20 protein-coding genes are annotated in these 21,142 nt (G+C 72.0%); 8 read left to right on the top strand and 12 right to left on the bottom strand.

Annotated features, from left to right (window positions below; genetic code table 11):
• Nucleotides 1–115: 115 nt before the first annotated feature.
• The 5 genes from ACZ69I_RS02040 to leuA form a co-directional block, all read right to left on the bottom strand.
• The gene (locus ACZ69I_RS02040) at nucleotides 116–793 is read right to left on the bottom strand and encodes a response regulator transcription factor (RefSeq protein WP_470830080.1); all 678 of its coding nucleotides are present in this window, start codon (nucleotides 791–793) and stop codon (nucleotides 116–118) included.
• A gap of 67 nt (nucleotides 794–860) precedes the next feature.
• On the bottom strand, nucleotides 861–2,111 hold the full coding sequence (locus ACZ69I_RS02035; protein ID WP_467669019.1) for a sensor histidine kinase: 1,251 nt from the start codon (nucleotides 2,109–2,111) through the stop codon (nucleotides 861–863).
• A 62-nt stretch (nucleotides 2,112–2,173) separates the two neighbouring features.
• On the bottom strand, nucleotides 2,174–4,273 hold the full coding sequence (locus ACZ69I_RS02030; protein ID WP_470830079.1) for an MMPL family transporter: 2,100 nt from the start codon (nucleotides 4,271–4,273) through the stop codon (nucleotides 2,174–2,176).
• 140 nt (nucleotides 4,274–4,413) lie between these two features.
• Nucleotides 4,414–5,145 (bottom strand): TerB family tellurite resistance protein, encoded by a 732-nt coding sequence (locus ACZ69I_RS02025; RefSeq protein ID WP_467670787.1) that lies wholly within the window; start codon nucleotides 5,143–5,145, stop codon nucleotides 4,414–4,416.
• Nucleotides 5,146–5,315: 170 nt separating this feature from the next.
• A complete protein-coding gene (leuA, locus tag ACZ69I_RS02020; protein WP_470830077.1) occupies nucleotides 5,316–7,037 on the bottom strand; it encodes a 2-isopropylmalate synthase in 1,722 nt (573 codons plus the stop codon).
• Nucleotides 7,038–7,364: 327 nt separating this feature from the next.
• Here leuA and ACZ69I_RS02015 point away from each other — a divergent pair, with 327 nt between their 5' ends.
• From ACZ69I_RS02015 to ACZ69I_RS02000, 4 genes are all read left to right on the top strand, one after another.
• A complete protein-coding gene (locus ACZ69I_RS02015; protein ID WP_467669025.1) occupies nucleotides 7,365–8,444 on the top strand; it encodes a M4 family metallopeptidase in 1,080 nt (359 codons plus the stop codon).
• 43 nt (nucleotides 8,445–8,487) lie between these two features.
• The gene (locus tag ACZ69I_RS02010; protein WP_470830076.1) at nucleotides 8,488–8,754 is read left to right on the top strand and encodes a protealysin inhibitor emfourin; all 267 of its coding nucleotides are present in this window, start codon (nucleotides 8,488–8,490) and stop codon (nucleotides 8,752–8,754) included.
• Between the two features lie 105 nt (nucleotides 8,755–8,859).
• Nucleotides 8,860–10,230 (top strand): GH1 family beta-glucosidase, encoded by a 1,371-nt coding sequence (locus ACZ69I_RS02005; RefSeq protein WP_470830075.1) that lies wholly within the window; start codon nucleotides 8,860–8,862, stop codon nucleotides 10,228–10,230.
• Nucleotides 10,227–11,465 (top strand): MFS transporter, encoded by a 1,239-nt coding sequence (locus ACZ69I_RS02000; RefSeq protein ID WP_470830073.1) that lies wholly within the window; start codon nucleotides 10,227–10,229, stop codon nucleotides 11,463–11,465. Before ACZ69I_RS02005 ends, ACZ69I_RS02000 begins: the two co-directional genes overlap by 4 nt.
• A 66-nt stretch (nucleotides 11,466–11,531) precedes the next feature.
• Here ACZ69I_RS02000 and era read toward each other — a convergent pair whose 3' ends face one another.
• Nucleotides 11,532–12,494 carry a GTPase Era gene (gene era / locus ACZ69I_RS01995; protein ID WP_467669033.1) on the bottom strand — a complete coding sequence of 321 codons (963 nt, stop codon included), beginning with the start codon at nucleotides 12,492–12,494 and terminating at the stop codon, nucleotides 11,532–11,534.
• Nucleotides 12,495–12,639: 145 nt separating this feature from the next.
• Here era and ACZ69I_RS01990 point away from each other — a divergent pair, with 145 nt between their 5' ends.
• Nucleotides 12,640–13,974, top strand: coding sequence for an ammonium transporter (locus tag ACZ69I_RS01990; protein ID WP_470830072.1), 1,335 nt, complete (start codon nucleotides 12,640–12,642; stop codon nucleotides 13,972–13,974).
• The gene (locus tag ACZ69I_RS01985) at nucleotides 13,971–14,309 is read left to right on the top strand and encodes a P-II family nitrogen regulator (RefSeq protein WP_470830070.1); all 339 of its coding nucleotides are present in this window, start codon (nucleotides 13,971–13,973) and stop codon (nucleotides 14,307–14,309) included. Before ACZ69I_RS01990 ends, ACZ69I_RS01985 begins: the two co-directional genes overlap by 4 nt.
• Nucleotides 14,310–14,589: 280 nt before the next feature.
• Here the strand turns inward: ACZ69I_RS01985 and ACZ69I_RS01980 are convergent, their stop codons facing one another.
• Together ACZ69I_RS01980 and ACZ69I_RS01975 are read right to left on the bottom strand one after the other, a co-directional pair.
• Nucleotides 14,590–14,943: a cytidine deaminase gene (locus ACZ69I_RS01980; RefSeq protein ID WP_467669039.1), complete on the bottom strand. Its 354-nt coding sequence runs from the start codon at nucleotides 14,941–14,943 to the stop codon at nucleotides 14,590–14,592.
• 26 nt (nucleotides 14,944–14,969) lie between these two features.
• Nucleotides 14,970–15,797 (bottom strand): helix-turn-helix transcriptional regulator, encoded by an 828-nt coding sequence (locus ACZ69I_RS01975; protein ID WP_467670789.1) that lies wholly within the window; start codon nucleotides 15,795–15,797, stop codon nucleotides 14,970–14,972.
• Nucleotides 15,798–15,993: 196 nt separating this feature from the next.
• On the opposite strand from ACZ69I_RS01975, the gene ACZ69I_RS01970 reads away from it, so the two are divergent.
• Entirely contained in the window at nucleotides 15,994–17,421 is a 1,428-nt protein-coding gene (locus tag ACZ69I_RS01970) for an MFS transporter (RefSeq protein ID WP_470830068.1), read from the top strand.
• A gap of 37 nt (nucleotides 17,422–17,458) precedes the next feature.
• On the opposite strand, the gene ACZ69I_RS01965 is transcribed toward ACZ69I_RS01970, so the two are convergent.
• Together ACZ69I_RS01965 and ACZ69I_RS01960 are read right to left on the bottom strand one after the other, a co-directional pair.
• Complete coding sequence (locus tag ACZ69I_RS01965) at nucleotides 17,459–17,671, bottom strand: DUF397 domain-containing protein (protein ID WP_470830067.1); 213 nt, start codon at nucleotides 17,669–17,671, stop codon at nucleotides 17,459–17,461.
• A gap of 154 nt (nucleotides 17,672–17,825) precedes the next feature.
• Nucleotides 17,826–18,725 carry a helix-turn-helix domain-containing protein gene (locus tag ACZ69I_RS01960; protein WP_467669043.1) on the bottom strand — a complete coding sequence of 300 codons (900 nt, stop codon included), beginning with the start codon at nucleotides 18,723–18,725 and terminating at the stop codon, nucleotides 17,826–17,828.
• 421 nt (nucleotides 18,726–19,146) lie between these two features.
• On the opposite strand from ACZ69I_RS01960, the gene ACZ69I_RS01955 reads away from it, so the two are divergent.
• Nucleotides 19,147–19,278, top strand: coding sequence for a hypothetical protein (locus ACZ69I_RS01955; RefSeq protein WP_467669045.1), 132 nt, complete (start codon nucleotides 19,147–19,149; stop codon nucleotides 19,276–19,278).
• A gap of 200 nt (nucleotides 19,279–19,478) precedes the next feature.
• Here the strand turns inward: ACZ69I_RS01955 and ACZ69I_RS01950 are convergent, their stop codons facing one another.
• Nucleotides 19,479–19,835 carry an MmcQ/YjbR family DNA-binding protein gene (locus ACZ69I_RS01950; protein ID WP_467669047.1) on the bottom strand — a complete coding sequence of 119 codons (357 nt, stop codon included), beginning with the start codon at nucleotides 19,833–19,835 and terminating at the stop codon, nucleotides 19,479–19,481.
• Nucleotides 19,832–21,139, bottom strand: coding sequence for a hemolysin family protein (locus tag ACZ69I_RS01945; protein WP_470830065.1), 1,308 nt, complete (start codon nucleotides 21,137–21,139; stop codon nucleotides 19,832–19,834). The genes ACZ69I_RS01950 and ACZ69I_RS01945 overlap by 4 nt, the downstream gene beginning before the upstream one ends.
• Nucleotides 21,140–21,142: the final 3 nt, after the last annotated feature.

Raw genomic sequence — 21,142 nt, 5'->3', positions numbered from 1 at the left:
CGCGCCGTCACTTGACGCTGGTGTCGCCGAGCACCTCCGGCTTGGCGGCGCCTTCGTCCCGGCCGTCGCGGCCACCGTCGCCCTGGGCACCTGAGCCTCTCAGGGCCCTCCCCCCTCAGGGCGCCGCCACCGAACCGGGTGCGACGAGCCCCGACTCGTAGGCCATGATGACCAGTTGGGCCCGGTCCCGGGCGCTCAGCTTCCCCATGATGCGGCTCACGTGGGTCTTCGCGGTCAGCGGACTCAGCCCGAGCGTGTCGGCGATCTCCTGGTTGTTCAGGCCCCGTGCGACGAGCCGCAGGACCTGCCGCTCCCGCTCCGAGAGCCCCTCGGGCCCGCCCGTGACGGGCAGCCCGGCGTCCGGCGTCCGCAGCACCCGGGCGATGAGACGGGCCGTGGGACCGGGCGAGAGGAGCGCGTCACCCGCCGCCACCGTACGGATGGCGTCGAGGAGTTCGGCGGGCCTGGTGTCCTTGATCAGGAAGCCGGACGCGCCCGCCCGCAGCGCGTCGAGGACGTGCTCGTCCGTGTCGTACGTCGTCAGCATCAGGACCTTCACGCCCGCCAGGTCCTCGTCCGCCGCGAGCAGCCGGGTCGCCTCGATGCCGTCGAGGTCGGGCATGCGGATGTCCATCACGACGAGGTCCGCGCGCGCGGAGCGGGCCAGCTCGACCGCGGAGCGCCCCGTGCCCGCCTGCCCCACGACCTCCATGTCGGGCGCCGAGTCGACGAGCATCGCGAACGCCGCGCGCACCAGCGTCTGGTCGTCGGCGAGCAGCACCCGGATGGTCATCGCGGCCCTCCCCGGCGACAGGCCGTTCCGGCCGGTCTCGCGAGCGGCCCTCCCGAGCGGTGAACCGTCATGACAGACCTCCCAGGGACAGGGGCGCGAGGGGCAGCACCGCCGACACCATGAAACCCCCTTCGGGGCGCGGCCCCGCGTCCAGGGTGCCGCCGACCGTACGGGCCCGCTCCCGCATCCCGAGGAGCCCGAACCCCGGTGTTTGGTCGGCCTCTTGGGAGGAGTCGCCGCTCCCGTCGTCGACCACCCGCACGCACAGCGCCGCGTCCGCCGTGCCGACCGACACCCGTACGGTGATGCCGGGGCCCGCGTGCCGCACGACGTTGGTGAGCGCCTCCTGCACGATGCGGTAGGCCGCCGCGCCCACGGCGGGCGGCGCCTCGCACTCCGCGACCGTGAGCTCCACCCGGGCGCCCGCCGTGCGGGCCGCGTCGGCGAGGTCGGGCAGACCGTCGAGGCCCGGCAGCGGCCCTCTGGCCTCGTCCTCCGTGCCGGACCTCAACACCTGGAGGGTGGCGCGGAGTTCACCGCGGGCGCTGCGGCAGGTCTCGGCGACGTCGTCGAGCGCCTTGGCGACGGCCGCACGGTCGAGCCGGTCCGGGTCGGCGGTCAGCACGTGCGCGGCGACGGAGGTCTGGACGCCCACCAGGGTGATGCTGTGCGCGAGCAGGTCGTGCAGGTCCCGGGCGACCCGCAGCCGCTCCTCGGCGACGCGGCGGCGCGCCTCCTCCTCGCGGGTGCGCTCGGCGCGCTCGGCCCGCTCCACCACGGACGTGACGTACTGACGGTGGATGCGCACGTACACGCCGATCAGCAGGAAGGCCACGATCCAGCCGGAGATGCGCAGCGACTCGGCGCCCTGCGCCATCCCCTCGTGGAACTTCAGGCCGAGCATGATGCCCATGACCGCGGCGCCGACGAGGACGGTGTTCCGGGGACGGCACCGTGAGGCCACGGTGAACAGCGCGGCCATCGACACCGCCATGGGGGCGGTGTGGTTGGCGTCCAGGGAGTGGTAGGTCAGCAGGATGACCATCAGGGCGGTCATGACGCGCATCGGCGCACGGCGCCGCCAGACGATGACCGTGTGCGCGGCGAGCAGCAGCGCCCAGCCGAGCACCCCGGGCGGGTCGCCGTTGTCCCGTACGACCTGCACGACCACGACGGAGCTCGTGGCCATGGCCAGGGCGAACAGGGCGTCGGTGCGCAGCCGTTCGTCGGGGGCCGCGGGGCCGAGGACGCGCTCGACGAGGTTGCGGCGGGCGGCGGCTCCCGAGGCCGTGCCCCGGACCGCGACAGGTAATTCCACCGCTCCATCTTCCGGCACGCGGGCGCCCCTCCGGGAGAGGGAGTGCGCCCCGGGGGACCGGCTCAAGGCGAGGGGACCCGGACCGGCGCCGCCTCGTGGGCGGGCGGCGTGTCCGCGGCGGCGGGCCGGGACAGCGGCCCCGGCCACCACACCTTCCTGCCGAGCGCCACACTGGCGCTCGTGACCAGGTACGTGCGGACCAGGAAGGTGTCGAGCAGGACGCCGACGCCGATGACGAAGCCCAGTTCGACGAGTTGGACGAGCGGCATGCTGGTGAGTACGGCGAACGTCGCGGCGAGGACGAGCCCCGCCGAGGCGATGACGCCGCCGGTGGTGCGCAGCGCGGTGAGGGCGGCGGCGCCCGGTTCGGACCCGTTCAGGCACTCCTCGCGCATCCGGTGCATCAGGAAGATCCCGTAGTCCACGCCGAGCGCGACGAGGAAGACGAAGGAGAGCAGGCCGAGCCCCGGATCGGTGCCCTCGAACCCGAAGAGCGGTTCGAGGACGAGGCCCGCGACGCCGAGCGAGGCGCCCCACACCGCGACGACCGCGGCGAGCAGCAGCAGCGGCGCGACGAGACTGCGCAGCAGGGCGACGAGGACCAGCAGGACGGCGCCGAGGACGAGCGGCACCACGATGTTCCGGTCCCGGGCGTTGGTGTCCTTCAGGTCGAGCTGCTGTGCGGCGGGGCCGCCCACGTACGCGCCGTCGAGCCCGTCCCGCAGCGCCTCGATGGTCCGGGTCTCCCCCGCGGACTCGGGCGCGTCCGTGGCGGTCACGGAGATCTCGGTCCAGCCGCCGCCGGTACGGCCGCGCGCCGCGCCGTCGACGCCGTCGGTGTCCCGTATCCGTGCGAGGAAGGCGCCGGACCGGTCGGCCGGGGTCATGACGCTGATGGGCTGGGTGCTCCGCTCGGGATAGGCGGCGGCGAGGGTCTTCATGGCGGCCACGGATTCCGGGGTTCGGGTGAAGGAGTCCTCCTGCTTGAGCGCGCCCGGCAGGTTCAGCGCCCCCAGAGCCAGCGCGCCGAGCAGCACGGCGCCGCCCGCGAGCACGGTCAGCGGCCTGCGCCCCGCCGAACTCCCCATCGCGGCGAAGAGGCCGCGCCGCTGCCGGACCGCGCTGCCGAAGGCGGGCACGAGCGGCCAGAACACCCGGCGGCCGAGCAGGACGAGCACGGCGGGCAGCAGCGTCAGCATCGTCGCGAGCGCGCACAGCACGCCGACCGTGCCGAGCGGCCCCATGCCCCGGCTGCTGTTGAGGTCGGCGGCGAGCAGGCAGAGCAGCCCGGCGGCGACGGTCCCCGAGGAGGCGAGGACGGCGGGCCCGCAGCCGCGCAGGGCGGCGGCCATCGCGTCGTGGGGGCGCTCGGTCCCGCGCAGCTCCTCCCGGTACCGGGAGACGAGCAGCAGTGCGTAGTCGGTGCCCGCGCCGAACACGAGGATGGTCATGATGCCCGAGCTCTGCCCGGTGACGGAGGTCCCGAAGGCCTGGTGCAGGCCGTACGCGACGCCCATCGCGAGGTAGTCCGCGACGCCCGCGACGGCGAGCGGCACGAGCCACAGGAAGGGGCTGCGGTAGATGACGATCAGCAGCAGGGCGACGACCGCGGCGGTGGTGTAAAGCAGGGGGCCGCCGAGCGAGTTGTAGACCTCGCTCGCGTCGGTGCCGAGGGCGCCGGGCCCGCCGACCTCGACGGTCAGGCCGCCCTCTCCCGTGGCGGTGTCCCGCACGTCGTCGACGAGGGCGTCCCGCTTGTCCTCGTCCTGCCCCGGTTCGGTGGTGGCGACCGGGTACATGAGGGTGGTGCCGTCCTTCGACGGCACGGCCTCGGGCTCGGCGACCAGCCGGTGGCCCTGCGCCACCCCGGCGACCTGTTCCCCCGCCCTCTCCCGGTCGGCCGCGGTGAGCCCGCCGTCGCGGTGGTAGACGAGCACCAGCTCGGTGGCCCCGCCGCCCGGCAACTGCTCCTGGATCCTGGCGACCTCGGTGGATCCGGCGCCGGCCGGCAGGTAGTCGACGGCCCGGTCCTGCTGCACGTCGGCCAGTTTCGCCGCGAAGGGCGAGGCGACCGCGAGCACGACGATCCACAGTCCCAGGAACACCCAGGGCACGGCGCGCCGTCGCCGTGGTGACGCGGCAGTGGTCTGTGCGGCCCCCATCGCGGGCCTCCTTCGGCAGGGATGACGTGTTCTGCGTCAACCCTTGCGGCGGGCGGAGGCGAATCCGTCGGACCGGGGGGCGAGTTGGGGGCTACGGCCCGGGGAGGCCGGTGGCCGGAAGTTACTCCTGCCGCAGTACCTCAGGAAGGCGTCCGCGCCGTCGCGAGGAGGCGGGTCACGTCCTGCGAGCAGATCGTCAGCGCGCAGCCCGCCGTGGTGAGCACGTCCCGCTCGGCGGTCGTGTACGGGCCGTCGGCGAGGGCGATGCGGGCGCCCTTGAGGAGCAGGGCCTCGCGGCCGGCGGGGGCGAGGTGCGGGGCCAGCGGGCCGAGGGCCTCGTGGAGTTCGATGGCGAGGCCGGGGGCGCAGTCGGGCTCGGTGGCGCGCCCGGCGTCCGTGGCGAGCGCCTCGACGAGGGCGACGAGCTGCTCCTCGGTGCAGTCGTCGTACCCCGCGCCGTGCAGCGCGGCGACGGCCGTGTCCAGGGTGGTGCGCGAGGCGGTGCCGCCGGTGGTGAGGACCGCGAGGACGATCGTGTGCACGGCGTCGCGGAGCATCGCGGAGAGCCGGGTGGTGGTGGGGTGGTCGAGGACGTCGGGGTCGAACAGGTCCTGGCAGGCGGCGCACTGGATGACCGGGCCCCGGGAGCCGCGCGGCACGACGGGCAGGCCGAGCAGGACGAAGCGGCGCCGTCCGGTGAGCCGCTGGTAGTTGCGGTCGCCGCCGCAGGCCGGACAGAAGAACTCGCCGTCACCGACCGTGTCCCAGGCGGTGTGCATGCCGATGACGCGTCTGCACAGCGCCCGCCCGCGCGAGACCGGCTTGGCGGGGATGCGGGTATCCCGGCCGTTCTGTCCCCGAGCTGGCAGCACCACGCACCTCCGTAACTCCCCGGCTGCATTGCCGCGTTGGCGTGATGTTAGCCACATCGGTGATGCGGCGTCAGCACCTCGCACAGGAGAGCGAGCCCGAACTGGCCGGGAGACGACGCGGCCCCGCCCGCCACAACGGCGGACGGGGCCGGTCGCGACCGTTCGGTGGACTAGCGCGCCGCGCGGTTGACCGCGGAGACGGCGGCCTTCAGCGAGGCGCGTGTGGTGTTCGCGTCGATGCCGATGCCCCACAGCACCTTGTCGCCGATCGCGCACTCGATGTACGAGGCGGCCTGCGCGGACGCGCCCTCGCTCATCGTGTGCTCCTGGTAGTCGAGCAGCCGTACGTCGATGCCGATGCCCTGCAGCGCGTCGAAGAACGCGGAGATCGGGCCGTTGCCCGTACCGGTCAGGACGGTGTCCTCGCCGTCCAGGGTGGCCTCGACGGTGAGGGTGTCGACGCCGTCGGTGTCGGTCGTCGTCTGGCCGTTCTTGACCTGAATCCGACCCCAGGGGTTCTCGGGGTTGGGCAGGTACTCGTCCTGGAAGACGCTCCAGATGGCGCCGGGCGTGACCTCGCCGCCCTCGGCGTCGGTCTTCTGCTGGATGATCTTCGAGAACTCGATCTGCATGCGGCGCGGCAGGTCCAGCTTGTGGTCGTTCTGCAGGACGTAGGCGATGCCGCCCTTGCCGGACTGCGAGTTGACGCGGATGACGGCCTCGTAGGAGCGGCCGACGTCCTTGGGGTCGATGGGCAGGTACGGCACGGCCCACTCGACGTCGTCGACGGTCTTGCCCGCGGCGGCCGCCCGGGACTCCAGCGCGTCGAAGCCCTTCTTGATGGCGTCCTGGTGGGAGCCGGAGAAGGCGGTGTAGACCAGGTCGCCCGCGTACGGGTGACGGGGGTGGACCTCCATCTGCGTGCAGTACTCGTACACGCGGCGGACCTCGTCGATGTCCGAGAAGTCGATCTGCGGGTCGACGCCCTGGCTGAACAGGTTCATGCCGAGGGTGACCAGGTCGACGTTGCCGGTGCGCTCGCCCTGCCCGAACAGGCAGCCCTCGACGCGGTCGCCACCGGCCATGACGGCCAGCTCGGCGGCGGCGACGGCGGTGCCGCGGTCGTTGTGCGGGTGGATGGAGAGGCAGACGAACTCGCGCCGGGACAGGTTGCGGGACATCCACTCGAAGCGGTCCGCGTGGGTCGAGGGCGTCGAACGCTCCACCGTGGCGGGCAGGTTGAGGATGATCTCGCGCTCGGCGTCGGGCTGCCAGACGTCCATGACGCCCTCGCAGACCTCCAGCGCGAAGTCCAGCTCGGTGTCGGTGAAGATCTCCGGGCTGTACTGGTAGCCGAAGGTCGTCCGGTCGTCGAGCAGCTTCTCCGCGTACTCCACGACCAGGCGCGTGCCGTCGACGGCGATCTGCTTCACGGCGTCGCGCGAGCCGCGGAAGACAACGTCGCGCCAGACGGGGGCGGTCGCGTTGTACAGGTGCACGGTGGCCCGGCGGGCGCCCTTCAGGGACTCCACGGTGCGCTCGATGAGCTCCTCGCGCGCCTGGGTCAGGACGGAGATCGTCACGTCCTCGGGGATGGCGTCCTCGTCCTCGATGATCGAGCGCACGAAGTCGAAGTCGGTCTGGCCCGATGAGGGGAAGCCGACCTCGATCTCCTTGTAGCCCATGCGTACGAGCAGGTCGAACATCGCGCGCTTGCGGGCCGGGGACATCGGGTCGATCAGGGCCTGGTTGCCGTCCCGCAGATCGGTGGAGAGCCAGCGGGGGGCGACCGTGATCCGGTTGTCCGGCCAGGTGCGGTCGGGGATCGCGACCTGCTCGTACTGCCCGTACTTGTGGATCGGCATGGAGGTGGGGCGCTGGAAGTTCGGCATGGTGCGTGGGCTCCTCGGGAGGGTGTCCGCTGGATCCTCGCCGGAACTGGTGCTCCGGCAGAGGGACGGCCGACGGTCTGAGCGCAACACCGAACTCCGCGGGGAGGGGGTCGGCCTCGTCTACAGGCCCTCGCCGCGGCAGCTAAGAAGGAGCAGCCCGCATCGCATGATGTGCCGCAGCCTAGCCGAGACGCCCGTGACGCGCGGGCCCGTATCAGTATGCGGGATCACCGTCAGGTAACGGGTATGGCGTGATCAATACCTCTATTTCACTAATCCTGGTTGCAGGTAGTGACAGCGGCATGACCCAGTGCCACATTGCACGCCATGACCGCGAACCCAGCAGGCTTCGAGCCTGTCTTCTGCACCATCGTGCCGCCCCACGTCCTGGACACGCTGGCCCAGAGCCAGGACCCCTCGCTCGCCGCGCCCGCCCGCCGCACGCTGCAGCGCGACGCGTTCGAGCGCACCCAGCGCCGCCTGACCACCGTCATCGGCGCCCCGTCCGTCGCCGCGCCCAAGGAGGCCGCGGAGGGCAAGCCGCACCGCACGATCCACGACGCCAAGCACCGCACGGAGCTCCCGGGCCGCAAGGTCCGCGGCGAGGGCGACAAGCCCGGCAAGGACGCCACCGTCAACCGCGCGTACGCGGGCCTCGGCGCGACCTTCGAGCTCTACCGCAAGGCGTACGAGCGCAACTCCATCGACGGCAGCGGCCTGCCGCTGACCGCGACCGTGCACTACTCCGAGGACTACAACAACGCCTTCTGGAACGGCGAGCAGATGGTGTTCGGCGACGGTGACGGCGAGATCTTCCTCGACTTCACCATCCCCGTGGACGTCATCGGCCACGAGCTCACCCACGGCGTCACGCAGTACACGGCGAACCTCACGTACTTCGGCCAGCCGGGCGCCCTGAACGAGTCCCTCTCCGACGTCTTCGGCTCAATGATCAAGCAGTACTCGCTCGGCCAGACCTCCGCCGACGCCGACTGGCTGATCGGCGCGGGCCTGCTCGCCCCGCGCGTCACCGGCAAGGCGCTGCGCTCCATGAAGGAGCCCGGCACCGCCTACGACGACGACGTGCTCGGCAAGGACCCGCAGCCCGCCGACATGGACCACTTCGTCAGGACGGGCCGCGACAACGGCGGCGTGCACATCAACTCCGGCATCCCCAACCGCGCGTTCTACCTGGTCGCCGACGCGCTGGGCGGGCACTCGTGGGAGCGGGCCGGTGAGATCTGGTACGCCGTCCTGACCGGCGGAGAGCTGGCGCAGGACGCCTCCTTCAGCGACTTCGCGAAGCTGACGGTGGCCGCCGCGCGCGCCAAGTACGGCGACGGCGACGAGCTGAAGGCCGTCATCGACGCGTGGTCCACGGTGAAGGTGCCGGCCACCGACGGCTGACACCGCGCTACCGGCCGCCCATCCGGTGCAGTAGACAGGACCCATGCGTATCCAGGTGAAGCGGACCGGAGGATTCGCGGGCATCGACCGGCATGCCGAGGTGGACACCTCGCAGCTGGCCGATGCCCCGCAATGGCAGGCCCTGGCCGAACAGGCCCTGGCCGAGGGACGGGACGCCCCGCCCATAGGGGTGCCCGACGGCTTCAGCTACCAGCTGACGGTGGACGGGCGGACCGTGTACTGCTCGGACCCGCGGCTGACCGAGGCGCAGCGGAAACTGATCTCACGGGTGCTGAAGGAGGGCGCGTAGCGGCACGGCGGCCCCGCCCGGGCGCACCCGCAAACCTGAGCCTTGTTCACCTTTCTCTCGCAGGCCCATTGACTTCCGTACTCGGCGGTACGGAGGATCCCGCCCATGGCAGCGAGCGCGGCGACACCGGCGAGATCACCGTTCCCCCAGTTCCCCCACGGCTTCCTGTGGGGCGTCTCCACATCGGCCCACCAGATCGAGGGCGCCGCCGACGAGCGCGGCGCCTCGGTCTGGGACGCGTTCACGGCCGTGCCGGGGAACGTGAAGGACGGCTCGACGGCCGCCGTCGCCTGCGACCACTACCACCGCTACCGCGAGGACGTGGCCCTCGTCCGTGAGCTCGGCGTGGACGCCTACCGCTTCTCGGTCTCCTGGCCCCGCGTCCAGCCCGCCGGCACGGGCCCGCTGAACCCCGCGGGCCTCGACTTCTACGACCGCCTCGTCGACGAGCTGTGCACCGCGGGCGTGCGCCCCGTCCCCACCCTCTTCCACTGGGACACCCCGCTGGCCCTGCAGGAGGCAGGCGGCTGGCTGGAGCGGTGCACCGCCGAGCGGTTCGCCGAGTACGCGGCGTCGGTGGCCGCCCGCATCGGCGACCGCGTCACGAAGTGGATCACCCTCAACGAACCCGCGGAACACACGCTGCTCGGCCACGCCCTCGGCCAGCACGCCCCCGGCGAGCGGCTCCTCTTCGACGCCCTGCCCGTCGCCCACCACCAGCTCCTCGCCCACGGCCTGGCCGTACGGGCGCTGCGCGCGGCCGGCGCCCGCGACATCGGCATCGCCAACTCGCACGGCCCGACCTGGCCCGCCTCCGCCGCCCGGGAGGACACGGCCGCCGCGGACTTCTACGACCTGCTCCTCAACCGCCTCTTCGCCGACCCGCTCCTCCTCGGCCGCTATCCGGACGGCATCGGCGAACTGATGCCCTCGGGCGACCTGGCGGCCGATCTGGCGGTCATCGCGGAACCGCTCGACTGGTACGGGATCAACTTCTACCAGCCGACCAAGGTGGGCGCCCCGCCCCCCGAGGGCACCGCCGCCGAGTTCTCCGGCGTCACGCTCCCGCCCGAACTCCCCTTCTCGCCGCGGGAGATCGAGGGGTACCCGGTCACCGACTTCGGCTGGCCGGTCGTCCCCGAATCCCTCACCGAACTGCTCACCGCCTTCCACACCCGCTACGGCGACCGCCTGCCGCCCCTCGTGATCACCGAGAACGGCTGCTCCTACGAGGGCCTGGACGACCAGGAGCGGATCACCTATCTGGACGGCCATCTGCGCGCGCTCCACCGCGCCCTGCGGGCCGGGGTCGACGTGCGCGGCTACTTCGTCTGGTCCCTGATCGACAACTTCGAGTGGGCCGAGGGCTACCGCCAGCGGTTCGGCCTCGTCCACGTCGACCACACCACCCAGGAGCGCACCCCGAAGGCCTCGTACCACTGGCTGCGCGAGGCCCTGCGGGCGCAGCGACCATGACCGCCACCGCGCTGCGGGAACCGGCCGACCGGGTCGGCCGCGGCTGGACCGCCGGTCTCTCGCTCGCCAACGGCGCGATCTGGGTGGGCTGGTACGGGCCGCTGCAGATCCTGCTCGCCGTGCAGGCGGAGGACCTGGCGCCCGCGGGCACCTCGAAGGAGACGGTGCTCGCCTGGGTGACGGGCGCGGGCGCCGTCGTCTCCCTCGCCGCCAACCCGCTCTTCGGCGCCCTCTCCGACCGCACCACGTCCCGGTGGGGGCGGCGCACCCCGTGGATCGTGGCGGGGACGGCGGGCGGCGCCGCCTCGCTGCTGCTGCTCTCCGCGGCGGGCTCGGTGTGGTGGATGGCGGCGGGCTGGTGCCTGGTCCAGCTCACCCTGAACGCCGCCTTCGCCGCCGTCACGGCCGCCGTGCCGGACCGGGTGCCGCGGCTCCAGCGCGGCTCGGTGGGCGGCTGGCTCGGCGCGGCGCAGCTGCTCGGCGTGGTCGTCGGGACGGGGCTCGCGACGGTGGCGGGCGGCACGGTCGCGGGGTACGCGGCCTGCGCCCTCTGCACCGCGGTGGGCGTCGTCCCCTACGTCGTACGCCATCGCGACCTGCGCCTGACGGCCGCCGAACGGCCGCCGTGGAACCCGCGGGAGTTCCTCGCCGGCTTCTGGCCGAGCCCGCGCCGCCACCCGGACCTGGGCTGGGCCTGGCTGACCCGCTTCCTGATCAACGTCAGCAACTCGGTGGTCCTGCTCTACCTGCTGTACTTCCTCCGCGACCGCCTGCACCGCGCCGACCCGGACGAGGGCGTGCTGATCCTGACGGCGGTGAACGGCGCGACGATGCTCGCCACGGTCGTGGTGGGCGGCGCCTGGTCGGACCGGGTCGGCCGCCGCAAGCCCTTCGTGATCTGGGCGGGGGCGCTGATGGCGGTGGCGACGGGCCTGCTCGCCGTCTGGCAGACGTGGCCCGGAGCGATCGTCGCGGCGGCGCTCCTCGGCATCGGCTTCGGCGTCTTCACCTCGGTCGACTTCGCCCTGATGACGGACGTCCTGCCCACGGCCATGGACCGCGGCAAGGACCTCGGCGTCATCAACATCGCCAACTCGCTCCCCCAGGTGGCGGCCCCGGCGATGGCGGCCCCGATCGTGACGTACCTGGGCGGCTACCGGACGCTGTACCTGACGGCGGCGGTGGTGGGACTGATCGGGGCGGTGCTCGTACGCCGCATCAAGGGGGTGAGGTGACAGCCCGTCCGGCGATTGAGGACGAACTCGGCGAAGCCGGTGACCGACCGAGCCTCGTGCCCCGCCTCAGAACCCGAGCTTGCGCAGCTGGCGAGGGTCCCGCTGCCAGTCCTTCGCGACCTTCACGTGGAGGTCCAGGAAGACCGGCGTCCCCAGCAGCGCCTCGATCTGCTTGCGGGACTTGATGCCGACGTCCTTCAGCCGCTTGCCCTTGGGGCCGATGATGATCCCCTTCTGGCTGGGCCGCTCGATGTAGACGAACGCGTGGATGTCGAGCAGCGGCTTGTCCGCGGGCCGGTCCTCGCGCGGCAGCATCTCCTCCACCACGACGGCGATGGAGTGCGGCAGCTCGTCGCGCACACCTTCGAGCGCGGCCTCGCGGATCAGCTCGGCGACCATGACCTGCTCGGGCTCGTCGGTGAGGTCGCCCTCGGGGTAGAGCGCGGGGCCCTCGGGCAGCAGCGGCACGATGAGGTCGGCGAGCAGGCCGACCTGCTGGTCGCCGACGGCCGACACGGGCACGATCTCGGCCCACTCGAAGCCGAGCTCCGCGCCGAGCTGGTCGATGGCGATGAGCTGCTCGGCGAGGGTCTTGCTGTCGACGAGGTCCGTCTTGGTGACGATCGCGATCTTCGGGGTCTTCTTGATGGAGGCGAGCTCCTTGGCGATGAACCGGTCGCCGGGGCCGAGCTTCTCGTTCGCGGGCAGGCAGAAGCCGATGACGTCGACCTCGGCCCACGTCGTGCGCACGACGTCGTTGAGCCGCTCGCCCAGGAGCGTGCGCGGCTTGTGCAGGCCGGGGGTGTCGACCAGGATCATCTGGGCGTCCGGCCGGTGCACGATGCCGCGCACGGTGTGCCGCGTGGTCTGCGGCTGGTTCGCGGTGATCGCGACCTTCTTGCCGACCAGAGCGTTCGTGAGGGTGGACTTGCCCGCGTTGGGGCGGCCGACGAAGCAGGCGAAGCCGGCCCGGTGGGCGGCCTCGGACGGCTCGGCTGATGACGGGGTACGAACGCTCATGGCGCCCATTGTCCCTGATCCCGGAAGCCCCGCCGCACCGCCCGTCGCGCGGGCCCGCCGGGTGGGCCCCCCGGAGGACCGCCGGGCGACACGAAACACGGCCGAAACCCGTGGGTGCCCGATACGAAACGCGCGCCCGGGACGCTCTGCCCCCATGACGACCTACGCCGCCCCCCACCTCGACACGGGCGACACCGCCTGGCTGCTCGCGGCCACCGCGCTCGTCCTCCTGATGACGCCGGGCCTCGCCCTGTTCTACGGCGGCATGGTCCGCACGAAGAGCGTCCTGAACATGCTGCTCATGTCCTTCGTGGCGATCGCCCTGGTCACCGTGGTGTGGCTGGTCGCGGGCTATTCGCTCGCCTTCGGGGACGACGTCTTCGCGGGCCTGATCGGCGGCGTCGACCACCTCGGCCTGGCGGGCATCGGCCCGGACACCCTCACCGGCACGGTCCCCACCCTCCTCTTCACCACCTTCCAGCTCACCTTCGCGGTGATCACGGCGGCGCTGATCAGCGGCGCGATCGCGGACCGCACCAAGTTCGCGGCCTGGCTGGTCTTCGTGCCGGTCTGGACCCTCGCCGTATACGTTCCCGTGGCGCACTGGGTGTGGGGTCCCGACGGCTGGATCGCGGACTCGCTCGGCGCCCTCGACTTCGCGGGCGGCCTGGTCGTGGAGATCGCGTCGGGCGCGTCGGGCCTGGCCCTGTGCCTGGTGCTCGGCCCGCGCATCGGGTTCAGGAAGGAGGCGATGCGTCCGCACAACCTGCCCATGGTCCTGATGGGCGCGGGCCTGCTCTGGTTCGGCTGGCTCGGCTTCAACGGCGGCTCGGCCCTCGGCGCGAACGGCCTCGCCGCGGCGTCCCTCCTCAACACCCTGGTCGCGGGCTGCACGGGTCTGCTCGGCTGGCTCCTCGTGGAGCAGCGGCGCGACGGTCACCCCACCACCTTCGGCGCGGCGTCCGGCGCGGTCGCGGGCCTGGTCGCGATCACCCCGTCGTGCGGCGTGGTCGACATCGCGGGCGCGGCGGTGATCGGTCTCGCGGCGGGCGTCGTCTGCTCGTACGCGGTCGCGTGGAAGTTCCGCCTCGGCTACGACGACTCGCTCGACGTCGTCGGCGTGCACCTGGTGGGCGGCGTGATCGGCACGCTCCTCATCGGCCTGTTCGCGACGGCCACGATGACGGACGGCGCGCAGGGCCTGTTCCACGGGGGCGGGGTGGCGCAGCTGGGCAGGCAGGCGGTGGCCGTCGTGGCGGTGGCGGCGTACACGTTCTGCGTCACCTACGGGATCGGCAAGGGCGTCGACAAGCTGATGGGCTTCCGGGCGTCCGCCGAGGACGAGGTGACGGGCCTGGACCAGACACAGCACGCGGAGAGCGCCTACGATCACGGCGTCCTGGCGAGTCCCGTCGGCTCCGCCTCGGTCAAGAACGCCGTCAAGAACCCCGTCAAGAACCCGGTCAAGAAGGGGAGCCACCCCGCATGAAGCTGATCACCGCGGTCATCAAGCCGTTCCGCCTGGACGAGGTGAAGTCGGCGCTCCAGGAACTCGGCGTACACGGCCTGACGGTCACCGAGGCCAGCGGATACGGCCGCCAGCGCGGCCACACGGAGGTCTACCGGGGCGCGGAGTACCAGGTCGACCTGGTCCCCAAGGTCCGCGTGGAAGTGGTCGTCGACGACCGGGACGCGGACCCGGCCATCGACGCGATCGTGCGCGCCGCCCACACGGGCAAGATCGGCGACGGCAAGGTCTGGGCGGTCCCGGTGGAAACGGTGGTCCGTGTCCGGACGGGGGAACGGGGCCCTGACGCGGTGTGACCTCCGGTCCTGGTGAGCGGTGCCACGGGGCTCGGCCCATCACCGGCTCCGCCGCGTTCGTCCTCAATCGCCGGACGGGCTTGATTCCAGCCCCTCCGGCGATACAGTCCCAGCCCCTCCGGCGATTGAGGAGCGGAGTCCGGGGACAGGCTTGATTCCAGCCCCTCCGGCGTTTGAGGAGCGGGGTCCGGGGCGGAGCCCCGGGAACCGAGTCACGGCCGGCGGAGCCGGGGATTCGGGAAGGGGCGGGATCGGGGAAGAAGCCGCCGCAGGCCAGACCTCAGCCCGCCACCACCCGCTCGCGGACCTCCCCGTCCACCCCCGCCAGGAACACCGGCGTCCCGGCTCCGCCGAGATCCCGCACCGCGGCCAGATCCTCCTCGCCGACCCGCACCCCGTCGGAGACGACCGCCGCCGCCTCCAGCGACTCCGCCCCGGACGCCACGGCCATCGCCACCGCCGTCCGCAGCGCGGAGAGCCGCAGCGAGTCGAGGGCGACGGTGCCCGCCACGTACGTACGGCCCGTCTCGTCCCGCACGGCCGCCCCCTCGGGCACACCGTTGCGGGCCCGTGCGGAACGGGCCAGGGTGACGATCTTGCGGTCCTCGGGGTCCAGCGCGGCGCTCTCAGTCATGGACCGAGCATACGGAGCACGCCCCGCTACATCGCCACCGGATGGATCGATCCCCGGCGCCCCTCGGGCGAGGCGAGCCACGCCAGCTTGCCCGCCGTGTCCACCTCGGCATCCGGCAGCGGCGTGTGCAGCACGATCGTGAGGTCGGGCCTGGCCGGCACCTTCAGCTGCGTCGACTCCAGGAACAGCACGCCCACCACCGGGTGCTCGATCTCCTTGGCGACCTGCCCGCCCGGCAGGATGTCCCGCCGCTCCCACAGCTCCACGAACTCCGGACTCGCCGCCTTCGCCTCGGCGATCACCGCGGCGAAGCCGTCGTCCTCGGGGTGCTCCGAGCACGCGGCCCGGTACATCGCCACGACCTGCGGGGCGTTCTGCCCCCAACTCCTCGCCCTGGCCCGGTAGATGGCGTCGGTGAAGAAGGTGAGCAGGCAGTTCTCGGAGGTCTCCGAGCGCATGCCGAGCACGGAGGCGGCCGCGTCGTTGTACATGACGCAGTTCCAGTACGCGTCCATGATGTGCGCCGGATACGGCATCCACGTGTCGATGAGCCGGTTCAGCCCCTCGCACATGCCCCAGTCGGTCTGCGCGACCTCGGGCGCGGGCGGGTTGAGCCCGGCCAGGACGTACAGATGGCGCCGCTCCGCGCTGCTCAGCTTCAGCACCCGCGCCACCGAGTCGAGGACCTGCGGCGACACGGAGATGTCGCGCCCCTGCTCCAGCCACTGGTACCAGGAGGCCCCGACCCCGGCGAGCACGGCGACCTCCTCGCGGCGCAGTCCCGGCGTGCGGCGCCGGGCCCCGCCGTCGGGGAGCCCGGCCTCCGCGGGGCTGACCCGCGCGCGGCGGCTCATCAGGAACTCCCGGAGCTCCCCGAGCCGCCGCGCCTTCGAGGCGCCGGCGTCCGGCTCCGTGTGCGATGCCGCGACTGATGCCGTGCCCGACGCTGCTGCCGCCATGTGGCGCTCCCCCAAGCCCTGACTGGTGTTCCGACCACCAGCATAAGTTCCCGCTCCCCACGTCTATTCCGGCCGGCGCACGCTCTTGACCATGGCGATCGACACCACCACTGCCCCGTCCGTCCAGGCCGCCCCACCGGCGCCGCTACCGCAGAACCCCAAGCTCTCCACCCGCGACAAGCTCGTCCTGTTCGTGCTCTGCGCCGCGCAGTTCATGGTCGCGCTGGACTTCTCCGTACTGAACGTGGCGCTGCCCGTGCTCGGCCCCGACCTCGGCATGAGCCACTCCGCACTGCAGTGGGCCGTGACCGCCTTCGCCCTGCCGTCGGGCGGCTTCCTGCTCCTCTTCGGCAGGACCGGCGACCTCTTCGGGCGCCGCAAGCTGTTCCTCGCGGGCCTCGCCCTCTTCGGCCTGGCCTCGCTGCTCGCCACGTTCGCGTGGAACCCGGCGTCGTTCCTGACCGGTCGAGCACTGCAGGGCGCGGGCGCCGCGGCGATCGTGCCGACCGGCATGTCGCTCCTGACGACCACGTTCCCCGAGGGCCCGCAGCGCGACCGCGCGCTCGGCATCTCCGGCACCCTCCTCTCGCTCGGCTTCACCGTCGGCATGGTCCTCGGCGGCGTCCTGACCGACACCCTCGGCTGGCGCTCCACGATGGGCCTGCTGACCCTGTTCGCGCTGATCGTGCTGCCGCTCGCGCCCGGCCTGCTCCCCGAGTCGCGCACCCCGGACCGCCCGCGCCTGGACATCCCCGGCGCCGTGACGGTCACCGGCGGTCTGCTCTCCCTGATCTACGCCCTCTCGACCGCGGCCCAGCGCGGCTTCGGCGGCGCGGACGTCATCGGCACGCTGGTGGCGGGCGTCCTCCTGCTCGCGGCCTTCGGATACGTGGAGTCCCGCGCCGCCTCGCCGCTCGTCTCCCTGCCCATGCTGCGCCGCCGCACGGTGGCGTGGGGCAACCTCGGCGGCCTGGTCACGTTCTCGATGATGTCGACGGTCGTCTTCGTGCTGACCCTCTACTTCCAGGAGGTCCTGCGCCTCTCCGCCTTCGAGACCGGCCTGGTCTTCGGCGTGCAGGGCGTCCTGTCGGTGGTCGCCGGCGTGTACGCGCCGCGGGTCATCGGCCGCTTCGGCGCACGCCGCACGCTGGTCGGTTCGCTGGTCGGCCAGGGCCTGCTGGGTGCGGCGCTGCTGGGCATCGGCGAGGGCGGCTGGTCGGTGTGGCTCGCCACGGCCGCGGTGTCGGTGGCGAGCATGTTCCACCTGGGCGCGATCGTCTCGTACGGCGTGACGGTCACCTCGGGCGTGCCCGACGCGGAGCAGGGCCTGGCGACGGGCCTGGTCACCTCCACCCAGCAGGTGGGCCTCACCATCGGCATCCCGGTGCTCGGTGTCCTCGCGACGACGGGCCCGGACCTGCTGACGGGCACGCGGACGGTCCTCGCGATCGACGCCGCGGTGGTCCTCGCGACGGCCGCCGCGGTGGCGGTGGGGCTCGGCGGGCGCAAGCGCGGGTGAGCCCGTCGCGTCCCGGCGTGCCGTCGGCCCGGCCCCGTCAGGGGCGGGCCGACGGCACGCCGCGCGCCGCGGGGCGGGCGACCGAGGCGAGGAAAGCGACCCAGGTGTCCGGGCCCACCGCGACGACGGCGCCCCGGGGGCGCGCGGAGTCGCGGATCAGGACCGTCCTACCGGTCCAGGCGATCTCCACGCAGTCGTTGTCAGAAGCCCCGCTCGCACTGCTCTTGCACCATCCCCATGTGCTGACCACGCTTCTCCTCCACCCCGGGTGCGGAAGGCCAGCCGGCCCAGCACGGCTGGTGCAGAGGGACGTAGCACCTCTTCCAGGATAACGGCGCGTCATAGATATCTGAACGACTCGTTTCGCGCCAAGGTCCCGTGGTGCAGCCGTGGTTGATGGAGCATCAGGCTGCTTCGACGGTCGTCAGGAGCCTCTCCAGATCGTCGGCGCCCTCCTCGGCCCTGGCCGCCAGGGCCTTGAGGATGTCCACGTTTCGTTCCTTGATGGCGAGGTCCTCCAGCTCCCAGAACCTCTCCAGGTAACGCCCGCTCTCCTCGGGCGCGCTGGTGCTGTACGAATCGCCGCGCGGGTTCTCCAGATAGAGCGAGTCCGGCATCTCGTCCGCCTCGAACTCGAAGAGCGTGAAGGGGCCCTGGACACCGGGGTGCCCGCCGACGCTGAACGGCAGGATCTGGATGGTGAACTTCGGCAGGGCCGCCAGCTCCGCGAGCCGCTCCAACTGGGCGCGCATGACGCCGCGCCCGCCGACCTGGCGGCGCAGGACCGCCTCGTCGAGGATGTAGAACACCTCGCGGTCACCCGACGCCAGCATGTCCTGGCGGGAGAGGCGCACCTCGACGGCGCGTTCGATCACGTCGTCGGCGATCCCCTTGTCGTACGCCCGCATGATGGCGCGTCCGTACTCCTCGGTCTGCAACGGCCCCGGAACCTGCAGGGAGTTGTACGCCCGGACGATCGACGCCGACGACTCCAGGGCGAGGAACTGCAGGAACTCCTTGCTGTACAGGTCGCGGTACTCGGCGTACGGCATCTTCCGGCTGCCGCGCGCGAGGTCGAGGAGTTCCTCGATCTTGCGGCGGTCCCGGATCCCGTACGCATCCAGGAGTGGCCGCAGGTCGTTGACCGAGACGCCGACCTCACCCGCCTCGATGCGGATCAGCTTGGAGGGGCTCCACTCCATCTTCGCGGCGACCTGCCGCTGGGTGAGGCGCGCGGCGGTCCGCGCCTTGCGGAGCTCTGTGCGCAGCCGCAGCCGCTGAAGTGCCGCACTTGGCGCGCTCATGATGGCTTCACCTCCGACCGGACGGTGCGAGGTGCAACATAGCAGACTAGCAGCTTACTCATCGAGACCTTTCGGGACGACAGTTCACGCCACTGTCAGGAGACCCCGGACCCCATGGGTACGCAACCGGAGCGACGGCCCGAGGTCGACAGTTGCCGGATAGCTATATCGCACTTGGCGAGCCCACGATGAGCAACGTGCCCGTCAGTACTACCCATGTCGCATCCTCCAGGGTACGATATCGCAGAGGGTAGCCTGCTCAACTGTCCACCGCCGCAAGGAGGTTGAGATCGGAACCGGTACGGCACGGACCAATTCCATCGAGTGCCGTCCACCGTCAGTTCCCCCTTCCTGGCGCCACCCGTTCGTGGCTCGCCGCGGTACCCACGACTCGCGTGGAACCAGGAAGGAGTACAGCCCGATGGCCGAGAAGCCTGACGGGCGCCGCACCACCCGCACGTGGACCGACCGGGCCGTTCTGTCGGCCCCGTGGGTGAGCCTTCTGGCACTGGTCCAGGAGATCATCGACAAGTGGGTCCTGCCCCACGTGTAAACGGAACTGGCCCCGGCCGCACGGCCGGGACCAGCTGCGGCGGACGCCATCGCACGACGTTTCCACTCCGAGTTTCCTTGGCCGGCAGCCCGGAGTGGGAGCGTTCAGGATCCGCCTGTCTCCCCATTCTGCCGCCCCACCACCCCGATGGCGAGGGGCTGTTGGGACACTCCACGGTGCGCCCCGGTCCGCGCACGCCCTCAGGGGCGGTCGAGACGCAGCCGCTCCGCCCGTGGCAGCCCCGCGACCACCAGGTCGTACGAGTCCTCGATGAGCTCCCTGACCTGCCGGTCGGCGAGTCCGGCGTCGACCGTGACCGTGTTCCAGTGGCGCTTGTTCATGTGCCAGCCCGGCACGATCTCCGGGTGCGCGGCCCGCAGCCGCACGGCGATGTCCGGCTCACACTTGAGGTTGACGGTGAGGGGACGTCCGTCGAGGGCCGTGAGCGCGAACATCTTCCCGCCCACCTTGAAGACCGAGGTCTCCGGGGTGAACGGAAAGTCCTCCACCGCGCCGTTGAAGGACAGGCAGAAGGCGCGCAGCCGTTCGGGCGTCACGCGGACTCCCCGGCCTTCTCCTCGTCGCCGTCGGCCGCCACCGGCTCCACGAGCACGGTCATGATGCGGTTGCGGCGGCCGGCCGCGGACTCGGCGGTGAGCTTCAGCTCCCGCGTGTCCGGCAGCGGCACGACCGCCGAGGCGCCCGCGATCGGGACGCGTCCCAGCTGCTTGGCGAGCAGACCGCCCACGGTCTCGACGTCCTCGTCGTCGAACTCGTCGAACCCGAAGAGCTCGCCCAGGTCGCCGATGTCGAGCCGCGCCGTCACGCGGTAGCAGCCGTCGGCGAGCTCCTCGACGGGGGGCAGCTCGCGGTCGTACTCGTCGGTGATCTCACCGACGATCTCCTCCAGGATGTCCTCGATGGTGACGATGCCCGCCGTCCCGCCGTACTCGTCGATCACGACGGCCACGTGGTTGCGCTCCTGCTGCATCTCGCGCAGCAGGTCCCCCGCGTTCTTGGTGTCGGGCACGAACGTCGCCGGGCGCATCGCCGTCGACACCAGCTCGGACTCGCTGTCGCGGTTGATGTGCGTCTTACGGGCCAGGTCCTTCAGGTACACCATGCCCACGACGTCGTCCTCGCTCTCCCCCGTCACGGGGATCCGCGAGAAGCCGGAGCGCAGCGCGAGGGTGAGCGCCTGGCGGATGGTCTTGAAGCGCTCGATGGCGATCAAGTCGGTGCGGGGCACCATGACTTCGCGTACGAGCGTGTCCCCGAGCTCGAAGACGGAGTGGACCATGCGCCGCTCCTCGTCCTCGATGAGGGACTCCTTCTCGGCGAGGTCCACCATCGCGCGCAGCTCGGCCTCGGAGGCGAACGGGCCGCGCCGGAATCCCTTGCCGGGCGTGAGCGCGTTGCCGATGAGGATCAGCAGGGGCGGGATCGGGCCCATGACGCGGGCCAGCGGCAGCAGGACGTACGCCGCGGCGGTGGCCGTGTTCAGCGGGTGCTGCCGGCCGATCGTGCGCGGCGAGACCCCCACGGCGACGTAGCTGACGAGGACCATCACGCCGATGGCGACGGCGAGCGCCTGCCAGGTCTTGTCGAACTCCCGCAGGCACGCGTACGTCACCAGGGCCGCCGCGGCCATCTCGCACGCCACCCGCACGAGCAGCGCCACATTGAGATAGCGGGTCGGGTCCGCGGCGACCTGCGCGAGCTTCGCGCTGCCGCGGCGCCCGGAGCGGGCCGCCTCCTCCGCGCGGAAGCTGGAGACGCGGGCGATGCCCGCCTCGGCGCACGCGGCGAGCCAGGCCACGACCACGAGGGCCACGGCACCGGCGATCATCTGAGGGCTCATGGC

The organism is Streptomyces sp. NPDC036815, from assembly GCF_055609205.1.
This window is presented reverse-complemented; position numbering and strand designations above follow the sequence as displayed.